Origin of the sequence: Polynucleobacter sp. TUM22923 (assembly GCF_030295705.1) — a bacterium.
Lineage (GTDB): Bacteria > Pseudomonadota > Gammaproteobacteria > Burkholderiales > Burkholderiaceae > Polynucleobacter.
Genome location: NZ_AP027274.1, coordinates 1,040,525 through 1,056,926, shown reverse-complemented (window position 1 = coordinate 1,056,926; position 16,402 = coordinate 1,040,525). Strand labels below are relative to the sequence as shown.

Annotated in this window: 22 protein-coding genes; 8 read left to right on the top strand and 14 right to left on the bottom strand. The window is 44.7% G+C overall.

Annotated elements, in window-relative coordinates:
- Positions 1 to 152 precede the first annotated feature (152 nt).
- Positions 153 to 476: a protein tyrosine phosphatase gene (locus QUD86_RS05370; protein WP_286295713.1), complete on the top strand. Its 324-nt coding sequence runs from the start codon at positions 153 to 155 to the stop codon at positions 474 to 476.
- 1 nt (position 477) lies between these two features.
- Here the strand turns inward: QUD86_RS05370 and QUD86_RS05365 are convergent, their stop codons facing one another.
- The 3 genes from QUD86_RS05365 to QUD86_RS05355 form a co-directional block, all read right to left on the bottom strand.
- Positions 478 to 1,443: a DMT family transporter gene (locus QUD86_RS05365; protein WP_286295712.1), complete on the bottom strand. Its 966-nt coding sequence runs from the start codon at positions 1,441 to 1,443 to the stop codon at positions 478 to 480.
- A gap of 6 nt (positions 1,444 to 1,449) precedes the next feature.
- Complete coding sequence (locus tag QUD86_RS05360; RefSeq protein WP_286295711.1) at positions 1,450 to 2,334, bottom strand: NAD(P)H-hydrate dehydratase; 885 nt, start codon at positions 2,332 to 2,334, stop codon at positions 1,450 to 1,452.
- A gap of 204 nt (positions 2,335 to 2,538) precedes the next feature.
- Entirely contained in the window at positions 2,539 to 2,727 is a 189-nt protein-coding gene (locus QUD86_RS05355) for a hypothetical protein (protein WP_286295710.1), read from the bottom strand.
- Positions 2,728 to 2,858: 131 nt separating this feature from the next.
- Here QUD86_RS05355 and QUD86_RS05350 point away from each other — a divergent pair, with 131 nt between their 5' ends.
- From QUD86_RS05350 to QUD86_RS05340, 3 genes are read left to right on the top strand one after another with little or no spacing between them, the layout of a single operon-like run.
- Positions 2,859 to 3,716, top strand: a complete 858-nt coding sequence (locus QUD86_RS05350; protein WP_286295709.1) for an LOG family protein — start codon at positions 2,859 to 2,861, stop codon at positions 3,714 to 3,716.
- A 55-nt stretch (positions 3,717 to 3,771) separates the two neighbouring features.
- Positions 3,772 to 4,287: a hypothetical protein gene (locus QUD86_RS05345; protein WP_286295708.1), complete on the top strand. Its 516-nt coding sequence runs from the start codon at positions 3,772 to 3,774 to the stop codon at positions 4,285 to 4,287.
- Entirely contained in the window at positions 4,288 to 5,508 is a 1,221-nt protein-coding gene (locus QUD86_RS05340; RefSeq protein ID WP_286295707.1) for a BaiN/RdsA family NAD(P)/FAD-dependent oxidoreductase, read from the top strand. It abuts the gene before it with no gap.
- A 38-nt stretch (positions 5,509 to 5,546) separates the two neighbouring features.
- On the opposite strand, the gene QUD86_RS05335 is transcribed toward QUD86_RS05340, so the two are convergent.
- Positions 5,547 to 6,302 (bottom strand): TerC family protein, encoded by a 756-nt coding sequence (locus QUD86_RS05335; protein ID WP_286295706.1) that lies wholly within the window; start codon positions 6,300 to 6,302, stop codon positions 5,547 to 5,549.
- Between the two features lie 58 nt (positions 6,303 to 6,360).
- Here QUD86_RS05335 and QUD86_RS05330 point away from each other — a divergent pair, with 58 nt between their 5' ends.
- The gene (locus QUD86_RS05330; protein ID WP_286295705.1) at positions 6,361 to 7,335 is read left to right on the top strand and encodes a Bug family tripartite tricarboxylate transporter substrate binding protein; all 975 of its coding nucleotides are present in this window, start codon (positions 6,361 to 6,363) and stop codon (positions 7,333 to 7,335) included.
- Positions 7,336 to 7,359: 24 nt separating this feature from the next.
- Here QUD86_RS05330 and QUD86_RS05325 read toward each other — a convergent pair whose 3' ends face one another.
- The gene (locus tag QUD86_RS05325; protein WP_286295704.1) at positions 7,360 to 7,749 is read right to left on the bottom strand and encodes a group II truncated hemoglobin; all 390 of its coding nucleotides are present in this window, start codon (positions 7,747 to 7,749) and stop codon (positions 7,360 to 7,362) included.
- A 140-nt stretch (positions 7,750 to 7,889) separates the two neighbouring features.
- Between QUD86_RS05325 and QUD86_RS05320 the strand changes: the two genes are divergently transcribed.
- Positions 7,890 to 8,417 carry a phasin family protein gene (locus QUD86_RS05320; RefSeq protein WP_286295703.1) on the top strand — a complete coding sequence of 176 codons (528 nt, stop codon included), beginning with the start codon at positions 7,890 to 7,892 and terminating at the stop codon, positions 8,415 to 8,417.
- Positions 8,418 to 8,477: 60 nt separating this feature from the next.
- On the opposite strand, the gene QUD86_RS05315 is transcribed toward QUD86_RS05320, so the two are convergent.
- Genes QUD86_RS05315 through QUD86_RS05300 form a run of 4 tightly spaced genes read right to left on the bottom strand, consistent with a single transcriptional unit; the run spans position 8,478 to position 11,634 of the window.
- Positions 8,478 to 8,714, bottom strand: a complete 237-nt coding sequence (locus QUD86_RS05315) for a TIGR02450 family Trp-rich protein (protein ID WP_286295702.1) — start codon at positions 8,712 to 8,714, stop codon at positions 8,478 to 8,480.
- Positions 8,704 to 9,018, bottom strand: a complete 315-nt coding sequence (locus QUD86_RS05310; RefSeq protein ID WP_286295701.1) for a hypothetical protein — start codon at positions 9,016 to 9,018, stop codon at positions 8,704 to 8,706. Before QUD86_RS05310 ends, QUD86_RS05315 begins: the two co-directional genes overlap by 11 nt.
- An 8-nt stretch (positions 9,019 to 9,026) precedes the next feature.
- The gene (locus QUD86_RS05305) at positions 9,027 to 10,610 is read right to left on the bottom strand and encodes a rhodanese-related sulfurtransferase (RefSeq protein WP_286295700.1); all 1,584 of its coding nucleotides are present in this window, start codon (positions 10,608 to 10,610) and stop codon (positions 9,027 to 9,029) included.
- A gap of 46 nt (positions 10,611 to 10,656) precedes the next feature.
- Positions 10,657 to 11,634: a Bug family tripartite tricarboxylate transporter substrate binding protein gene (locus QUD86_RS05300; RefSeq protein ID WP_286295699.1), complete on the bottom strand. Its 978-nt coding sequence runs from the start codon at positions 11,632 to 11,634 to the stop codon at positions 10,657 to 10,659.
- Between the two features lie 159 nt (positions 11,635 to 11,793).
- Between QUD86_RS05300 and QUD86_RS05295 the strand changes: the two genes are divergently transcribed.
- The gene (locus QUD86_RS05295; RefSeq protein WP_286295698.1) at positions 11,794 to 11,982 is read left to right on the top strand and encodes an Hc1-related histone H1-like protein; all 189 of its coding nucleotides are present in this window, start codon (positions 11,794 to 11,796) and stop codon (positions 11,980 to 11,982) included.
- A 59-nt stretch (positions 11,983 to 12,041) separates the two neighbouring features.
- Here QUD86_RS05295 and QUD86_RS05290 read toward each other — a convergent pair whose 3' ends face one another.
- Positions 12,042 to 12,332 (bottom strand): DUF1330 domain-containing protein, encoded by a 291-nt coding sequence (locus QUD86_RS05290; protein ID WP_286295697.1) that lies wholly within the window; start codon positions 12,330 to 12,332, stop codon positions 12,042 to 12,044.
- Between the two features lie 143 nt (positions 12,333 to 12,475).
- Here QUD86_RS05290 and mmsB point away from each other — a divergent pair, with 143 nt between their 5' ends.
- Positions 12,476 to 13,357: a 3-hydroxyisobutyrate dehydrogenase gene (gene mmsB, locus QUD86_RS05285; RefSeq protein WP_286295696.1), complete on the top strand. Its 882-nt coding sequence runs from the start codon at positions 12,476 to 12,478 to the stop codon at positions 13,355 to 13,357.
- Between the two features lie 63 nt (positions 13,358 to 13,420).
- On the opposite strand, the gene QUD86_RS05280 is transcribed toward mmsB, so the two are convergent.
- From QUD86_RS05280 to QUD86_RS05265, 4 genes are all read right to left on the bottom strand, one after another.
- Entirely contained in the window at positions 13,421 to 14,707 is a 1,287-nt protein-coding gene (locus tag QUD86_RS05280) for a DEAD/DEAH box helicase (protein ID WP_286295695.1), read from the bottom strand.
- A gap of 115 nt (positions 14,708 to 14,822) precedes the next feature.
- Positions 14,823 to 15,428: a cysteine dioxygenase family protein gene (locus QUD86_RS05275; protein ID WP_502928855.1), complete on the bottom strand. Its 606-nt coding sequence runs from the start codon at positions 15,426 to 15,428 to the stop codon at positions 14,823 to 14,825.
- 3 nt (positions 15,429 to 15,431) lie between these two features.
- Positions 15,432 to 15,866 carry a YbgC/FadM family acyl-CoA thioesterase gene (locus QUD86_RS05270; RefSeq protein WP_286295693.1) on the bottom strand — a complete coding sequence of 145 codons (435 nt, stop codon included), beginning with the start codon at positions 15,864 to 15,866 and terminating at the stop codon, positions 15,432 to 15,434.
- Between the two features lie 15 nt (positions 15,867 to 15,881).
- Positions 15,882 to 16,343 carry a GNAT family N-acetyltransferase gene (locus QUD86_RS05265; RefSeq protein ID WP_286295692.1) on the bottom strand — a complete coding sequence of 154 codons (462 nt, stop codon included), beginning with the start codon at positions 16,341 to 16,343 and terminating at the stop codon, positions 15,882 to 15,884.
- Positions 16,344 to 16,402: the final 59 nt, after the last annotated feature.

The window sequence follows — 16,402 nt, the reverse complement described above, 5'->3', positions numbered from 1 at the left end:
AAAGGGGGATTAAGTGAGGTACTTAGGCTGGGTTAGATCAGCAGATTGGGCTAGACTAGTTATGCATCGATACACTTTATCTTTGAAATCAGACATTTGAAGAAAATAATTCGGTATCATCAAAATATAATTATTTTTTTTAGGAGTTAAGAATGAAATCCAGCCTAAGCAAACTGAGTTTGGCGGTACTAATTTCTACCTCGATTGGGTTGACACCTTTAATGGCAGTAGCAGCAGATTCAGCCCCGGTAAATTCTCCAGTAGCTCCCTCGGCAGCACCGGAGCCGACTCCGGCAGTCCAGCCTGACCAGACTGCTAAGAAAAAAGCAAAAAAAGATATTAAGGCGCAGAAACAGGCTGCCAAGAAGGCGCAAAAGAAGGCGCAAAAGAAGGCTGATAAGCAAGCTAAGAAAAATACAAAGAAAAACGCCAAGAAAAAGACGCAGCCTGCTTTAGAGTCCGCCGCCGCTCAGTAATTCAATTTAATTCTCGGATGGGATCTGGCGCCAGATGATTCGCCACGCTTTTAGTGGAATCATTGCGCACTAGTAACCAGACGGCTCCCATCACTAATCCCATGCCACTAATCTGAGTCCAAGTGATTGACTCAGAAAGAATTGCCCAACCCATAAATAGGGTGGAAACGGGCCCCAAAATCCCAGCCTGCGCTACCAGAGGTGAGCCAATGCGATTGATTGCCATCATGATTAGTAGCATTGGGATGACGGTACATAAACTCGCGTTTAGCAAGCTAATCCAATAGATTTGTGGGCTTTGTATAAACACGGCCACGGGGTCATAAATTAGAATTTGAATCACGCTTAGAAGCGCAGAAGCTGAGCTGGCATACACCACAAGTCTTACGCTACCAACTCGCTTCACCATTTCTCCGGAGCCGATCATGTACATTGCGTATGCGCAGGCGCTAGCAAATACAAGTAGCATTCCAAGTAAGGCCATCGATCCAGTCGAGCTGGCATCTTGTATGAACACCACAATGACGCCAAGATAGCCCACAATTAAGGCATACCACTGAAGACGACTGATGGATTTGTTTAAAACAAAATAAGAAATTAATAAGACAAGTGTTGGGGTCAGATACAGCACAATTCGCTCCAATCCAACGGAAATGTATTGGAGCCCAAGAAAATCTAAGTAGCTTGATAAAAAATAGCCCATAAAGCCTAGGGCGAAAATTTTGAGTTGGTCACGCAAGCTTAGGGTCGATAGTATTTTTTTGCGGGTGCTCCACCAAAAAATAGCCCAGAAGAGTGGCAGCGCCATGAGCATCCGCAATGCAATAAGCGTTTCAGCATTAGCTCCCTGAGTAAATGCTAGCTTGACTAATATTGCTTTTCCGGAAAAAAGAATGGATCCCAAACCAGCCATGCTGATGCCGTAAAGGTAGCTGCGACGTTGAAATTTTTTACTTATGGAATGCATGACAATTTATAACAGCTTATTGATCTGATCCCGCATCTCCAGAATGACCTCGGAAGGAGTGAGTCCAATTGGCCCTACCTTTTGCTTTACTAGGTTATCTGCCGCAGTCGCATGGAGCTGAACAGCAATGCAGCTTGCTTGCCATAAGTTGATGTGATGACGAAGCCCTTGTGCTGCGATAGCCGCAATGCTTCCCGTTAAGACGTCACCCATTCCACCGATTGCCATGCCTGGATTACCCTGTTGGCATAACAATGCATGGTTCGTTGGTGAGGCGAGTAGGGTGTGCTGACCTTTTAACACTACGATTGAGTCAGTGAGCTCAATTAGTTTAGCCAAGGACCCAGGACGATCTGCCTGAATTGCTTGAGCGCTATTTCCCAGTAGATGGGCTGCCTCACCAGGATGCGGAGTCAATACAGTTAGATTGGGAAATGTTTTATTGCGCTCTTTTAGTAGCGTTAAAAATTCCGGTGTATCTGCAATTAAATTGAGTGCATCAGCATCAATCACTAGGGGAACTTTAGGGTAACGAAGAACTGCACTGAGCCATACTTTTCCGAGATCAGAGAATCCCAAGCCAGGGCCAATCGCAATCAGATCAGGCTTTGTAGCAGCAAGCTGATCAGTCGCTTCAAAGCTGGCTAATCGCACCATTAGCTCCGCTTGTTCAGAATAGGCATGAGCGGAAGCGGGGTCGAACATCTCCAAAATAGTCCAGCCAGAACCAAGATGGAGTGCGGCGTTACCAGCAAGCAGAAGTGCTCCAGCCATGCCGGGCGCGCCACCAATAAGCAGAACCTTTCCAGCCATTCCTTTGTGCTCTGAGGGCATGCGCCTTAAGTGGGTTACTAGTCCTAGTGAATCTAGTGGGGCAATGGGCGTAATCATGTTCTTAGTATCGCTCTAGTTGCTATTTACAAAGGCAATTTTTTTATAGCTAATATGGAGTTCGTTAGGACTACGGCCTGTGCAAATACCTGCTTACAGAATGGAAGGGATGCAGCAGTAAGAATATGAGGGCAATAAAAAAACCGCGGTACACCGCGGTTGATTTATCGATATGCAAGAATGCAGGATTACAGAATTACAGGATTACTTCTTTGGGTCTGCTACAGGTGCTACAGGAGCGGCTGGCATATCTTTTTTAGCCTCTTCCATATGCGCTGCTTCGGCGCCATGTTTTTCACCACCCATATCAATGTCGCCATCACCTTTAATGAGTAAATAGGCTGTGGCACCGATTAATACTAGTACCATGATGATGATTGAACGGTTACTCATTGCTTTTCCTTGGGTTTAGTTAATATTGCCTAATAGTAACGCTTGGGAGGCATTCAGTAAATCTGAAACAGCATCAGATGTCGAAATAATGCAAAATTATAGGTAGTAATACTGATTTTTAAAGGTCATCCATGAGCTCAAAACTGCCCGTTCATAACTCCCAAACGATTACAGAGTTTTTAAAAATCCAAAAAAGTCGTATTCAGGAAGAACAGTCCGAAGATTCCTATCAGTTCGCTTTTGAGGATGAGGCTTTTTTACTGCGTAGAGAAACACTTGGTTTACGGTTTCAATTGGAATTGCTAAAGCCGGAAATCTTGCTACACGAGCGGGGGATTGATCACACCATCACTGTTTTTGGCTCTACTCGTTTTGTTAGCTCCGAAATAGCAAAAGCAATGGAGATGAGCGCTAAAACACCAGCGGCTATTGCATGCGCAAATAAGGCGCTATTACATTCTCAATACTACGATTCCGCTAAAGAATTTGGAGCAATCGTCGCGAACTATAACCATACTCAATCTGACAGTAGTAATAAATTGCATATAGCTACTGGTGGAGGGCCCGGAATTATGGAGGCCGCTAACCGAGGTGCCTTCGAGACAGGAGATGAAACGATTGGGTTCAATATTAGCTTGCCGAGAGAGCAGCATCCCAATGAGTACATCACGCCAGGCTTAAGTTTTCGCTTTCATTATTTTGCAATTCGCAAGATGCATTTTATGCTTAGAGCGCGGGCGATTGTGGCTTATCCAGGAGGATTTGGTTCTTTGGATGAGCTTTTTGAGGTCCTAACCTTAATGCAGACTAAAAAAGTAGAGCGCTTTCCCATTATTTTAGTAGGCCGCGCTTTTTGGAATGACATCATTCATTTTGAGAAAATGATGGAGATAGGTGTCATTGATCCTGTGGATCTTGAGTTAATTTACTTTGTGGAGACTGCACAAGCTGCTTGGGAGGTCATTCGTGACTGGTATCAATTAGCTTGAGCATGGAGTTCCCAGGGGTCTGTAAAATGATGAGAGAGACTACTCATGACCCAATATGACCATTACTAATACTATTTCACTTACTACCGAATTGGATTTGCCTGCATATCTTCTGGGCTTTGCCATGTTGATGCTGGTAATGCTTATTCACGGTATTGCCTTACTGCAAATTGCAAAACGCTACGAAGTAAAGTCCTTCCTTCATCTATCAGAGCACCGATATTCCTCGGTAGCGTTGGTTTTTTATGTCAGCGTCATGTGCTTATTTCTAGTGCATATTTTTGAAATTATTCTCTGGGGTATTTCACTTTGGTTATTTAATCTATTGCCAGATTTAGGTCAGAGTATTTTATTTAGCGGTAGTACTTATACGGCTATGGGATTTATGGATGATCTACTGCCGAATGGTTGGAAAATGCTGGCTATCATCATCGCATTTTCAGGCATGTTTGCTTTTGCATGGACTGCATCCGTGATGATTTCAATGACACGAAATTTTCGTCAGGCCTATACCCATTTGCATATGCTTAAGCTAAAGTTACCAGCAGAAGTGATGGAGCGCTTTAAATAAATGAGGCATAAAACATGGGATGCCATCGTCATTGGCGGGGGTGCAGCTGGACTTTTTTGTGCCGGTGTTGCCGGTCAACTTGGAAAGAGAGTGCTAGTACTGGATCATGCTGATGTACTAGGTGAAAAAATACGTATTAGTGGTGGCGGTAGATGCAACTTCACTAACATCCACAGCAATCCAAGTCATTTTTTATCCCTCAATGCCCATTTTGTCAAAAGCGCATTGGCTCGCTACCCATCCTCTGAATTCATTAAGCTAGTTCAGTCTTACCGCATTGCTTATCATGAGAAACATCAAGGGCAATTATTCTGCGATGATTCAGCTAAGCAAATTATTGAAATGCTCTTTAGTGAGTGCGCTAAGGGTAATGTAAACATTCGCTATCCAGAAACTGTTCAGACCATTGCAAAGGAAGCGGATGAATGGATAGTCAAGACTAATGTTGGTATAGAGCGGACCAAGTCATTGGTTATGGCCACTGGAGGACTACCTGTTCCCGCTATTGGGGCTACAGCCTATTCCTTGGATGTTGCTAAGCAATTTGGTTTGCAGGTGATTGAGCCACGTCCCGCACTAGTTCCACTCTCTTTTACTTCAGGTGAGTTCGAAAACTTGATTGAGTTAGCGGGTTTAAGTCTGCCTGTACGCATTGCTTCCGGATCAAAGGGAAGCCGTTATGGCACATGTCGCTTCAACGAGGATTTACTCCTGACTCACAAAGGTTTGTCTGGGCCCGCAGTACTGCAGGCCAGTAGTTATTGGGCCGAGGGCGAGCAAATTCATATCGACTGGCTGGGGGCTGTTGAGGCTAATGGTCGATTTGATTGTGATGACTTATTTGACGATGAAGACAATCGCTTAAAGCTCACTGAGAATATTTTGGCATCAGTGATGCCCATGCGACTGGCCAAAGCATTTTCCGAGCAAAAAAATCTCTTGGGAAGAAAGTGGGCGGAAGTCTCTAAAAAAGATCGTCAAGCCCTCAAAGAGCTGATAAGTAACTGGTCAGTCAAACCTGCTGGAACGCTGGGCTGGAAAAAAGCAGAGGTGATGCTTGGTGGTGTCGATACTAAGGCGCTAGATGGTCAAACCATGATGGCGCGTAAGCACCCCGGTTTGTATTTTATTGGAGAGTGCGTCGATGTTACAGGCCATCTAGGTGGCCATAACTTTCAATGGGCTTGGTCTAGTGGGTTTGCCTGCGCAAACGCTCTCTAGGGCGCTCTTTGTCACTAGGTCATATTGACCCTAGTGATTTACCCCTTCTTTTTTCCTCTAGATCGAATATTGAGCAGTTCAACAGCTAACGAGAAGCCCATCGCTACATAGACATATCCTTTGGGTATGTGAACTCCCATACCTTCGGCAATCAGCACTACACCAACAACAGTTAAGAAAGAAAGTGCTAGTACCTTGATTGAAGGGTGGTGGTGCACAAAGTCGCCAATAGATTTGGCGGCAAACAGCATAATCATCACAGAGACCAATACGGCTGCAATCATGACGCCGATGTCATCAACCATACCGACCGCAGTAATTACACTATCTAGTGAAAAAATGATGTCCAAAATGCCGATTTGAATTACAGATGCTAAAAATAGCGAGGCCATAGATTTTTTACTAACTACGCTTCCATCACTCATACTTTGACTGGCGGACTCACCAAGCTCTACTTCAATATAAATTTCTTTTGATGCTTTCCATAGCAAAAAGAAGCCACCCAACAATAAAATTAGGTCTCGCCCACTAACAGCATGATTTGCAATGGATATGATAGGTTCAGTCAGGGTCATAACCCAAGACAGACTTAGCAATAAAAGTATGCGTGTTACCAGCGCAAACAATAAGCCAAAACGACGTACTTTTTCTCGAATCTCTAAGGGCAATCTATTGGCAATAACGCTGATAAAGATAATGTTATCTATGCCAAGAATGATTTCTAGGGCTGATAGTGTGAGGAAGGCGATCCAGGCATTAGGGTCGCTAAGGAGCTGTAAAAAACTTTCAAACATAGAGGTCTCGCATTAATAAGGTTAAAGTAAAGTGTACTTAATTAGCCACAGCCTATCAATGTCAAAACTCATCAACTTACGCAAACTATTAAAAGCCCTCATTTTATTTTTAGGTCTCAATAGCGCCCATGCTGCTTATCCGGATAAGCCTATTAAGGTAATTATCGGTTTTCCTGCCGGTGGGCCTTTAGATGCCCATATGCGACTTTTAGTCGACAAGCTGCAAACCTCCCTAGGTCAAACGGTTATCGTGGATTACAAGGCTGGTGCAGGCGGAACTGTAGGGGCACAGTTTGTGGCGCAATCACCGGCAGATGGCTACACCTTATTGCTGGCCAATACTGGCACTATGGTCATTAATCCCGCCGTGTATACCAAGACCGCATACGACACTCTAAAAGAATTTCAGCCAATAGCCCGAACAGCGCAACAGCCCTTGGCTTTGATAGTGAATCGCGATGTGCCAGCGCAAACCCTTAAAGAGTTTATTGCTTATGCAAAGGCGAGCCCAGGTAAGTTAAATTATGGCTCCGCTGGTAATGGTGGCATTTCTCATTTAGTCCCCGAGATGTTAAAAAATGAGACTGGAATATTTATGGTTCATATTCCCTTTAAAGGAAGCGCGCCAGCCTTCACGGACTTGATTGCTGGCCATGTTCAGTTTATGGCTGAGTCCGTGCCTCAGGCTGCCAACCATGCAAAGCAAGGTAAGGTGAGGGCACTGGCTGTCACTAGCGCAAAGCGTAATCCTGCCTTGCCAAATACGCCTACAGTAATAGAGACTGGAATCGCTAATTTAGAAATTGTGGGCTTTTATGGGGTTTTAGCCCCTAAAGGGACCCCTCCCGAGGTTGTCAATAAATTAAGCCAAGCATTTAAGGAGACTCTTGAATCGCCCGAGGTTCAAAAGCGAATGATTGAGCAAGGCGCCGATCCAGCCTACCTCAATGCCAGCCAATTTACTCAGTTTTTAGCAGGAGAAATGCCGCGTTGGGCAAAAGCCGTAAAGCAGGCCGGTGCGAAGCTGGATTAATGATCTACAGGCAGATGGTGAACACTAATTTGCTTGGTTTCTCATCCAATCGGCAGTCTTAAAAAAAGACTCCTCTAGGCGCGCTGCAAGCGCACCCTCAATGCCGCAGTCTTTCATCGCCTGGTACATGCAGGCTAGCCATTGATTACGCTCTTGCAATCCAATCTGAAAGGGTAGATGCCTTGCTCTCAACATTGGATGGCCATGTTTGGGGGAGTAGATATCAGGGCCGCCTAACCACCCAGATAGAAAGCACTTTAGCTTTTCTCGTGATTCAGATAGATTTTGGGAGTGCATCGCACGTAGATGGGCCAACGACTCCTCAAGATCCATCAGGTCGTAGAAGCGATCCACTAGTGCATCAACTTTTGCTGATCCACCAACCTGTTCGTAAAGGCTTTTTTCTTGACTCATTGCTGGATTTTAAAGCTTTTAATCGGAGCGGATTGGCATTCGCTACATTTAGGTATAGAGTTTAAGGGTGGAGCTTGCATTGATATTTGGGCGCTTAGCTCTAGTTAATTGGCATCGTTTATTTCACTAAGGGGGAAGCAATGAATCAAAAAGACATTCAGGCTTGGCAACAAGAAAAAGCAAAAGAACTATTTTCATATTCTCATAAATTATTAGATGCGGCAAAAGAGTTGAGCGAGCATCATCTTGCTGAAGTTCAGTGGGGCATGAAAAATGCGATGGATACGGCAAAATCAGCGGCTAAGCATGATTTAGAAAAGTTAAAAGATCTGCAGCAGGAGGCAAGTAAAGAGGCCAGTAAACGTGCGTCTGCTTATCAGAAAAAAATGAAGGCTGTACTAAAGGATATTAGCGAGGATGCTGCAGACGGAACGGAAAAGCATTTAGAGAAAGTTCGTCATTCTTTAGTAACTTGGTTGGAAAATGCTGAGAGCAAAATGCCAGGGCATGCAGACAAGCTATCCAAGGTAGTACACGAAATGTCAAATGCTGGGCAGAAGATGTTCAAAGAGGGTCGAAAGATCGTGAATCAGGTTGCAGATTCTGCCGAAAAAAATATTGAGGAGCACCTCAGAAAATCTTCGGATTCAGGTAAGAAAAGTAAATAGCTGCTGATTAAACCTAGTTAGATCTGAATCGCCGATGGACTATCTTCATTGGCGATTTTTTTATACCCACCCCTGTAACCAAATCTCCGTATTCCCAAGCTCTCTCCAGCGAATGATTTGAGTCTGTTGATCAAATACAGCCTCAAGCTCTACATATTCAATCGCTTGTTCGGGTAGTTCTGGAAGCATTACTTTACTGACTAAGAAATGTTTGCGTTTGTGGGTAGGGTGGGCCGCAGTCCACTTTGTGAGTAGTAGCTTCTTTGGGCTTAAGGGATTTTGCTTTTTAAAGGGCATTACAAGTCAGCTCGCTTCCATTGCTAAAGAGCTGGCCACTCGTTGTATTAAAGATCTTGCTCGAGTCCTGAATTTGAGCTGGGCACTGTGAGTCAAAGTAACTTAACGGCCCCAGGCTTCCGCAATAATCAAACTGTTGATTCTGAAATTGCATCTTTGCTTTTTTAAGAACCATAGAGATTTTCTCCCCTTGGGCATTGGTGCAATTCCAGCTGGTATAGGTGTCGCGATCACAGGCGCCTAGGCTAAGTGTTGATAGCAGTATTACTAGTGCCGTACCAAGCCTTTTAGTTCTATGAATCATCAGGCGCCCTAAAGAACCCAGAAGTGATGGGTGCCATCCTTGCCTAATTGCTCAACTAGACCATATTCCCAATCAAGATAGGCTTGCATAGCAGCAGGATTCACACTGGTACCTTCATATGGTCGTTTGTAGCGATCACGAGGAGGCGAGGCTAAATGTGTTGCTCCCTTCTCTAATACAAGGCCTGCATCTACCCAGGCCTGATTACCGCCAATTAAAACCACCACTTCAGATGACGTTAAGGCTTGTATTTCATGGGCAGCGAACATGGCAAGCTCACCAGTAGTGCTGGTAATGAGGTAGCGATCTGCTTTGGGTAATTTGCTTAGCGCCTCCATAAATTCCGAACGTAGGGCGAACCAGCTCCCAGGGATATGGCCTTTAACGTAATTTGCATGTGTACTGAGATCAATAGCAACGGTGCCACTATCATTCTTAAGCCAGCCAGAGGCGGTTAGAGCATCCACTGTTTGAGTGGTCGGCATTGTTGGAATAGGGGAACTCCAGACCCCTTTTTCAGTGAGGTCGGATGCTTGAATATCGTCCAATACATATACATCCCAAGCCATCTGTGCAAGCCAAGAGGCTGGCATATTGGCTCTGACACTATCGGGATCCGCCAATACAATGCGCGCTCCCCGCACGGGAGAGACCATCTCTGTCTCTTGAACCAGTTGCCCGCCTGGCACTGAGCGAAACCCGGGTAAATGACCCGCTTCATATTCTTCTGGGGTACGAGTATCAAAGAAGTAGGTAGTGCGTTCGACTTGAGATTGCCAAGACTGAAGATCTGCCATGCTAGCGCGTTTTACTCCAGCTTGATCGGCAACATTTCGCGAGCGCAGGGCAGCCTCTTTTTTTGTATCGGCGTTTACTGCTGAAAATTGTCGGCTTTGCCCTTGATCCAGCGTTTGACCAGCCAAAGTCCAACCAATCGTGCCATTACGCAAGGCACTCACTTTGTTCGGAATGCCAGCATTGATTAAGGACTGAGTGCCGATAATGCTTCGGGTGCGACCAGCACAGTTCACGATAATTTGGGTATTGGGATTTGGGGCTAGCTCTGGAAGTCGTAAAACTAACTCAGCGCCGGGAACGCTCACACCTGTAGGAATGCTCATTGTGTGGTACTCATCAAAGCGGCGCACATCTACAACTACGATATCCGCTTTGTCATCAATCAATTGCTTTACTTCTTGAGCGGAAAGAGAGGGAGTGTGTCGTTTCGATTCAACAAATTCACCAAATGATTTGCTGGGAACATTCACATCCTTAAATACTTCTCCACCTTCAGATTTCCATGCTGCGACTCCGCCTGCAAGCGTAGAGACATTAGAGTAGCCCAATGAGGATAGCCTTTGAGCTGCCAGCATAGCCGAGCCCTCACCGTCGTCTAGAGTGACAATTGGCACATTTTTTCTGGGTAGCTTAGCCAATGCATCTACTTCTAAGCGAGAGAGTGGAAAGTTAGCCGCAAACAAAGGATGTTCCTGTGCATGTGGATCTTCCTCACGCACATCTAAAAATGCAATCTCTTCTTTTTCCAGCAGCTTATTGCGTACGAAGGCGTAATCTTGATATTGAATGCTCATCAGTTTCTAGGCTCTTTAATATTGCTATGATTAAATCGATAACCGATTAATCTAATTTAGCGTTTGATTTTTCCACCACTTCGGCCCATCGCACAATTTCTTGATTGATATAGTTTGCCAATTCAGGTCGGCTCATTTTGGGTGCTGTAGCACCCATCCCAGCCCAGCGTTCTTTAATTTCAGGCGTAGCTAATGCAATTTGGACTTCATTGCTCATCTTATCGACAATATCTTTAGGCGTCCCTTTGATTGCCCACATTGCATACCAACTGTAGACAACAAAGTTACTGATTCCCAGTTCTTGTGCGGTTGGGACATTCGGAAATGCATCAACTCGCTTTTGCGTGGTCACTGCGACTGCTATCAGCTGCCCATTCTTAATAAACTGTGCTGCACCCGCTAAGGTATCAAACATCATATCCACCTGACCTGCCACTAAGTCCTGTAGAGCTGGGCCAGTGCCGCGATAGGGAATATGCGTAATAAACAATTTGTTTTGCATCTTAAATAACTCACCCGTGAGATGCTGTGAGGTACCGTTCCCGGTAGAGGCATAGTTATATTTTCCAGGATTCTTGCGGATTTCTTCGATGATGGACTTCAAATCATTTTTTGGAAATTTACTAGGGTTTACAACAATGACATGCGGTACGCTGCCGATGATGGCAACTGGCTCAAAGTCTTTAGTGATGTCATAAGATAAATTGGTGTACATGCTAGGCGCAATCGAATGATGGACGGCTCCCAACAACCAGGTGTAGCCATCCGGAGCCATTTTTGCTGCCACAGCAGCCCCAAGTGTGCCTCCAGCCCCACCTTTGTTGTCCACAATAATGGAGGTTCCCAGCTGAGCCGATAGTTGCTTTGCTAAGGGGCGACCAAATGCATCTACAGCACCTCCAGGCGGGAATGGGTTGATAAAGGTGATGGGCTTATTGGGCGTAGGCCAGCTTGTAGATTGGGCCAGGGCCTGAATGCTGATCAGGCTGGCAGCCAATAAAATAAGGATATTTTTGATTTTCATAGGGTCTCCAACGTTTTTATAGTGTTTTGACTATTTTGGATGATTTCAAGGATCTATGGGTTATCCCTAATACAGAGCTTGATTTCCTTGTCTTTGTCTAGGGATATACTCATTTGGAGCCTAGAACTCACATAACGATCTTAAGTAAAGGGAGCATACATGTCACAGCACGATACTTTGTTGGCTGCATTTGAAGCTTATAAAGCAGAAAACGAAAAGTTTATTGATAAAGGCGTAAAAGCAGCAGCTGCTCGCGCACGTAAGGCACTGCAAGAAATTGCCGGCGCATGCAAAGAGCGTCGTAAAGAAATCACTGCCGCCAAAGAGGCAATGGAAGCTAAGAAGTAATTTCTAGCTTTCTCACTGATTTATCAAGCCTGGCCCTCACAAGGGGCCGGGCTTTATTTTTAGGTGACCGTAAATAAGGTTAGTTGCATAGCTTTGTTGCGAATTGGGATGAGGTTTAGATAGTCTTCGCTATTAGCCCATGACTGCACACATTCGCTATTTGGAAACTCCAATTCCACTATTGCGTTGAAGGGTTGAGATCCTAACTCATTCCACAGAATAGATTCGATTGATCCTCTTGAGGTAATCTTGCCTTGATAAAGCTCCACTGTTCGGCCTACTTGGCTACGGTATTGATCAAAAGCACTATGGTCGGCTAGATTCATTAGGCCAATTACTTTGACGGTCATCGCTAAGTCCTTATTATTCATCAAGCTAAAGCTAAAACTAAAGGTAATAGTCTATATTGAATTCTAAATAAGGCATTACTGAGTAAAACATCGTTTCTTTAGATTGCTTCATTCGATATTCAATAAATACAGATAGGGTGCATATGAAAATCGCTTTTTTAGGTCTTGGCAACATGGGGCTACCAATGGCGCTCAATTTAATCAAGGCAGGGTATGCTGTCTCTGGATTTGATTTAGTAAAAAGTCAGATGGATGCACTCAAAGCCGCAGGTGGTTTTCCAGTCAACAGTGCTGTAGAGGCAGTCAGCGAAGCGCAAGTAGTTATCACCATGCTTCCGGCCTCACGACATGTTGAGGATCTCTATCTTGGAGAGTCAGGGCTATTGATGATTGTGCAGCCTCAAACGCTATTGATTGATTGCTCGACTATTTCTCCCGAGGTCTCGAGAAAAATTGAGGCGCTTGCTAGAGTAAGGGGGCTGTCCATGATTGATGCACCTGTTTCCGGTGGTACCGCTGGTGCACAGGCGGGTAGCTTAACTTTTATGGTGGGCGGCGCAGTCAATGATGTTGAAAAAGCTCGACCTCTATTGGAGAAGATGGGCAAAAATATTTTTCATGCAGGAGCGAGTGGGTCTGGTCAAACAGTCAAAGTCTGCAACAACATGCTTTTGGGCATTCAGATGCTTGGGACTAGTGAGGCACTAAAGTTAGGCATTAGCAATGGCGTCAACCCGCAAGCTCTTTCAGAAATTATGATGCAAAGCTCAGGCCGTAATTGGGTGCTAGAGCTATATAACCCCTGTCCTGGCGTGATGGAAAATGTGCCATCCTCTAAGAATTATGCTGGCGGTTTTGGTGTCGACCTCATGCTGAAGGATTTAAGCTTAGCCGTTGAAAATGCTCAAGAATTAGAGGTCAGTGTGCGGCTAGGATCATTGGCTAAAGAGCTTTATGCAATGCATAGCTCGGCCGGTAATGGGCAACTAGATTTTTCTAGTATCTTTAATCTTCAAGAAAATTAAAGTGATGCCGTTAAATATGAAACGCTTTTCAACGGCATCCTAGTTTTAGATGGAGAACTATAACTATCGACTAAAGTTTCTCTTGGGTTGACTGCTGCGCTTTGCGGCAGGCTTACTTGCACCACTTCCGCCGCCACCATTGCTAGGGCGAGGCTTTCGGTTTTGTTGGTGCTGTTGGCTTCTTAGTTGAATGGGTTGTGCAACGGCATTTGGATCGGGCTCAAATCCGGGGATGACCTCTTGCGGTAATTTTTGCTTGATGAGCTTCTCAATATCTCTGAGCATTTCATGTTCGTCAACACAAACTAGCGATACCGCAACTCCATTAGAGCCTGCTCTACCGGTACGACCAATGCGATGAACGTAGTCTTCAGAGACATTAGGTAAATCATAATTGACAACATGGGGCAGTTGATCAATATCAATGCCACGGGCGGCAATATCGGTGGCTACCAATACAGTGATTTTGCTATCTTTAAAGTCAGCTAAGGCTTTAGTGCGTGCACCTTGGCTTTTATTACCATGAATGGCCATTGCGGTGATATTGTCTTTTTCTAGCTGGAGGACTAATTTGTTAGCCCCATGTTTAGTGCGAGTAAAGACTAAAACCTGTTTCCATTGATTGCTCTTGATTAAGTGAGCTAGTAATGGGTGTTTTTGGCTTCTATCAACTGGATGAATTAGCTGTGCAATGGCTTCATTCGCACTATTACTCCGAGCGACCTCAATGAGTGCTGGTGAATTTAATAAGCTATCGGCTAATGCCTTAATTTCCGATGAGAAGGTCGCAGAAAAAAGCAGGTTCTGACGTTGCTTGGGTAGTACGGCAAGAATCTTTTTGATGTCACGTAAGAATCCCATATCGAGCATGCGATCAGCTTCATCTAACACCAGGATTTCAATTGCAGAAAGAGACACGCAGTTTTGTGACATTAAATCCAAGAGGCGACCAGGAGTGGCAACCAAAATATCTAGGCCGGCTGCTATTGCTTTAATTTGCGGATTGGCGCCGACGCCCCCAAAAATGACTGTTGACTTTAAGCCAGTATATTTTCCATAGGTGACAACAGACTCTTGAACCTGAGCGGCTAATTCACGGGTAGGCGTCAGTATCAGGACGCGTAACTGACGTTTGCCACTGCTAGGTTTAGCGCTATCACTAAGGCGTTGCAAAATAGGCAAAGTAAAGCCGGCAGTTTTGCCTGTGCCTGTTTGGGCTGCTGCTAGTAAGTCTCCCCCCTTTAAGACGGCAGGAATAGACTTCTCTTGAATAGGGGTAGGGCTGGTGTAACCCTCTTCGTTAATAGCGCGAAGAATGGATTCTGATAAACCGAGATCTGTAAATAACATAGGGGCCAAATAAAATTGGCCCGTATTCAATTAAACGACTATCCCGGCCAATGGGGTGAGCTGCCACACTTGTAGTGTTTGCAGTAAGAGGATCTATTTTAAGCTATCAAGCGCTCTAGCTTGCGGTATGCCACAGATTGGGGGTAAAAGCATTGGCATACCCCGATATAAATAATTTCTGGAGGCCCGAACGGGGGTCAAACACCGAACGCTCAATTCGGCCAATATTACCGCCATATACATGGATGCTGATTGAGGTTTGATCGCTAGAGTGATTCTCCACCACATGAATATCATGCGTGTCAGGAGATACCGTCTCTACTTGGCCCGGTAAACAAATGCTGGATTCTCCAGCCTGATAGCTACCATCTTTTTGTAAATAGTAATTTGTGCCACGCTCTTGGCCACGCAACTGACCAATCATTCCCCAAACAGTATGGTTGTGAACGGGTGTTTTTTGATTCGGACCCCATACAAAGCTTACTACTGAAAACCGATTTAAAGGATCGGCATAGAGTAGGTACTGTTGATAGTATTCAGGATGTGGTTTTGTAAATGGCTCAGGCAGCCAATCATCTACCGAGATTAATTCCTCCAAAAGCTTTTTTCCTTCAGAGAAAATGATTTTCTCGCTGGGCCCATCCTCTAACAACAAGGTGAGGTTTTGGACAAAGGTCAGTAGTCGGCTTTCTTGTTTCAAGGCATTCTCCGGAGTAATCATGTATTAATCAGCAGTAAAGAGCCAGTCAGGAATACCTTTAGGTCTGAGTGAGACTGTATCAACACACACAATATGAAGAAGGGCGCTTGCAATCAGCTCTGGTTCGCTATTAGCATTTACGCGAGTGGCTGTTTGTTTCACAGCAATTTGGGTACGACCCCGGTGTTCTATTGTTTGATCAATGCTTAATAGATCGTCTAGACGCCCTGGTCGATGAAAGTGCATTGTGATTTCTCGAACTGGCAAAAGTATGCCAAACTCATTAACCAATTTAGTGGGACTTAAATCTCGTTGGTATAACCACTCCGCTCGACTTCGTTCAAAAATCTCCAGATAACGTGCGTGGTAAACAAACCCAGCAGCGTCCGTATCGGAATAGCAGACGCGAAATAGGAAGGGTAGGCTATTGGCTTGAGTGGTATTCGTAGAATTGGGCATATTTAATTATGTGGCTTATATGGTCAGAATCATATCGCGATGTGGGATGCCCGCCTCATCATAGACATCCCCCTGGGAAATAAAGCCAAATTGCATATAAAAAGGGATTGCCGAGAGCTGAGCATGCAGTTCAAATGATTTCAGCCCCTGGCTTTTTCCTGCATTTATTAGCAAATTCATGAGTTGCGTGCCAATACCTTGTTGTCGGTAGTTGGCTAAAACAGCCATTCGACCAATTCTTCCTATTCTTCCTATTCTTCCTATTCTTTTTATTTCCCCCGGCAAAACTACCAGTCTTGCAGTGGCAACGCATTGATGATCAATATGAATCAAGGCATGCTGGGCAATTGGATCAAATTCGTCTATCTCCATAGCTTCTGGTACACCTTGCTCTTGAATAAAAACAGCTTTACGAATCAAAAATGCCTTATTTTGAGCTTCTTGCCAGGATTGAATTGATATACAAAATGCATTCATAAGCGTCTTCAGGGTAATGGTGAGCTACTGATGTTACTAATAGCGTTGTCTTGATTTAA

What these genes read in the sequence shown, in the direction of transcription:
- QUD86_RS05370 (WP_286295713.1), top strand. Translation starts at nt 153, where the DNA reads ATGAAATCCAGCCTAAGCAAACTGAGTTTGGCGGTACTAATTTCTACC.
- QUD86_RS05365 (WP_286295712.1), bottom strand. Translation starts at nt 1,443, where the DNA reads ATGCATTCCATAAGTAAAAAATTTCAACGTCGCAGCTACCTTTACGGC.
- QUD86_RS05360 (WP_286295711.1), bottom strand. Translation starts at nt 2,334, where the DNA reads ATGATTACGCCCATTGCCCCACTAGATTCACTAGGACTAGTAACCCAC.
- QUD86_RS05355 (WP_286295710.1), bottom strand. Translation starts at nt 2,727, where the DNA reads ATGAGTAACCGTTCAATCATCATCATGGTACTAGTATTAATCGGTGCC.
- QUD86_RS05350 (WP_286295709.1), top strand. Translation starts at nt 2,859, where the DNA reads ATGAGCTCAAAACTGCCCGTTCATAACTCCCAAACGATTACAGAGTTT.
- QUD86_RS05345 (WP_286295708.1), top strand. Translation starts at nt 3,772, where the DNA reads ATGACCATTACTAATACTATTTCACTTACTACCGAATTGGATTTGCCT.
- QUD86_RS05340 (WP_286295707.1), top strand. Translation starts at nt 4,288, where the DNA reads ATGAGGCATAAAACATGGGATGCCATCGTCATTGGCGGGGGTGCAGCT.
- QUD86_RS05335 (WP_286295706.1), bottom strand. Translation starts at nt 6,302, where the DNA reads ATGTTTGAAAGTTTTTTACAGCTCCTTAGCGACCCTAATGCCTGGATC.
- QUD86_RS05330 (WP_286295705.1), top strand. Translation starts at nt 6,361, where the DNA reads ATGTCAAAACTCATCAACTTACGCAAACTATTAAAAGCCCTCATTTTA.
- QUD86_RS05325 (WP_286295704.1), bottom strand. Translation starts at nt 7,749, where the DNA reads ATGAGTCAAGAAAAAAGCCTTTACGAACAGGTTGGTGGATCAGCAAAA.
- QUD86_RS05320 (WP_286295703.1), top strand. Translation starts at nt 7,890, where the DNA reads ATGAATCAAAAAGACATTCAGGCTTGGCAACAAGAAAAAGCAAAAGAA.
- QUD86_RS05315 (WP_286295702.1), bottom strand. Translation starts at nt 8,714, where the DNA reads ATGCCCTTTAAAAAGCAAAATCCCTTAAGCCCAAAGAAGCTACTACTC.
- QUD86_RS05310 (WP_286295701.1), bottom strand. Translation starts at nt 9,018, where the DNA reads ATGATTCATAGAACTAAAAGGCTTGGTACGGCACTAGTAATACTGCTA.
- QUD86_RS05305 (WP_286295700.1), bottom strand. Translation starts at nt 10,610, where the DNA reads ATGAGCATTCAATATCAAGATTACGCCTTCGTACGCAATAAGCTGCTG.
- QUD86_RS05300 (WP_286295699.1), bottom strand. Translation starts at nt 11,634, where the DNA reads ATGAAAATCAAAAATATCCTTATTTTATTGGCTGCCAGCCTGATCAGC.
- QUD86_RS05295 (WP_286295698.1), top strand. Translation starts at nt 11,794, where the DNA reads ATGTCACAGCACGATACTTTGTTGGCTGCATTTGAAGCTTATAAAGCA.
- QUD86_RS05290 (WP_286295697.1), bottom strand. Translation starts at nt 12,332, where the DNA reads ATGACCGTCAAAGTAATTGGCCTAATGAATCTAGCCGACCATAGTGCT.
- mmsB (WP_286295696.1), top strand. Translation starts at nt 12,476, where the DNA reads ATGAAAATCGCTTTTTTAGGTCTTGGCAACATGGGGCTACCAATGGCG.
- QUD86_RS05280 (WP_286295695.1), bottom strand. Translation starts at nt 14,707, where the DNA reads ATGTTATTTACAGATCTCGGTTTATCAGAATCCATTCTTCGCGCTATT.
- QUD86_RS05275 (WP_502928855.1), bottom strand. Translation starts at nt 15,428, where the DNA reads ATGATTACTCCGGAGAATGCCTTGAAACAAGAAAGCCGACTACTGACC.
- QUD86_RS05270 (WP_286295693.1), bottom strand. Translation starts at nt 15,866, where the DNA reads ATGCCCAATTCTACGAATACCACTCAAGCCAATAGCCTACCCTTCCTA.
- QUD86_RS05265 (WP_286295692.1), bottom strand. Translation starts at nt 16,343, where the DNA reads ATGAATGCATTTTGTATATCAATTCAATCCTGGCAAGAAGCTCAAAAT.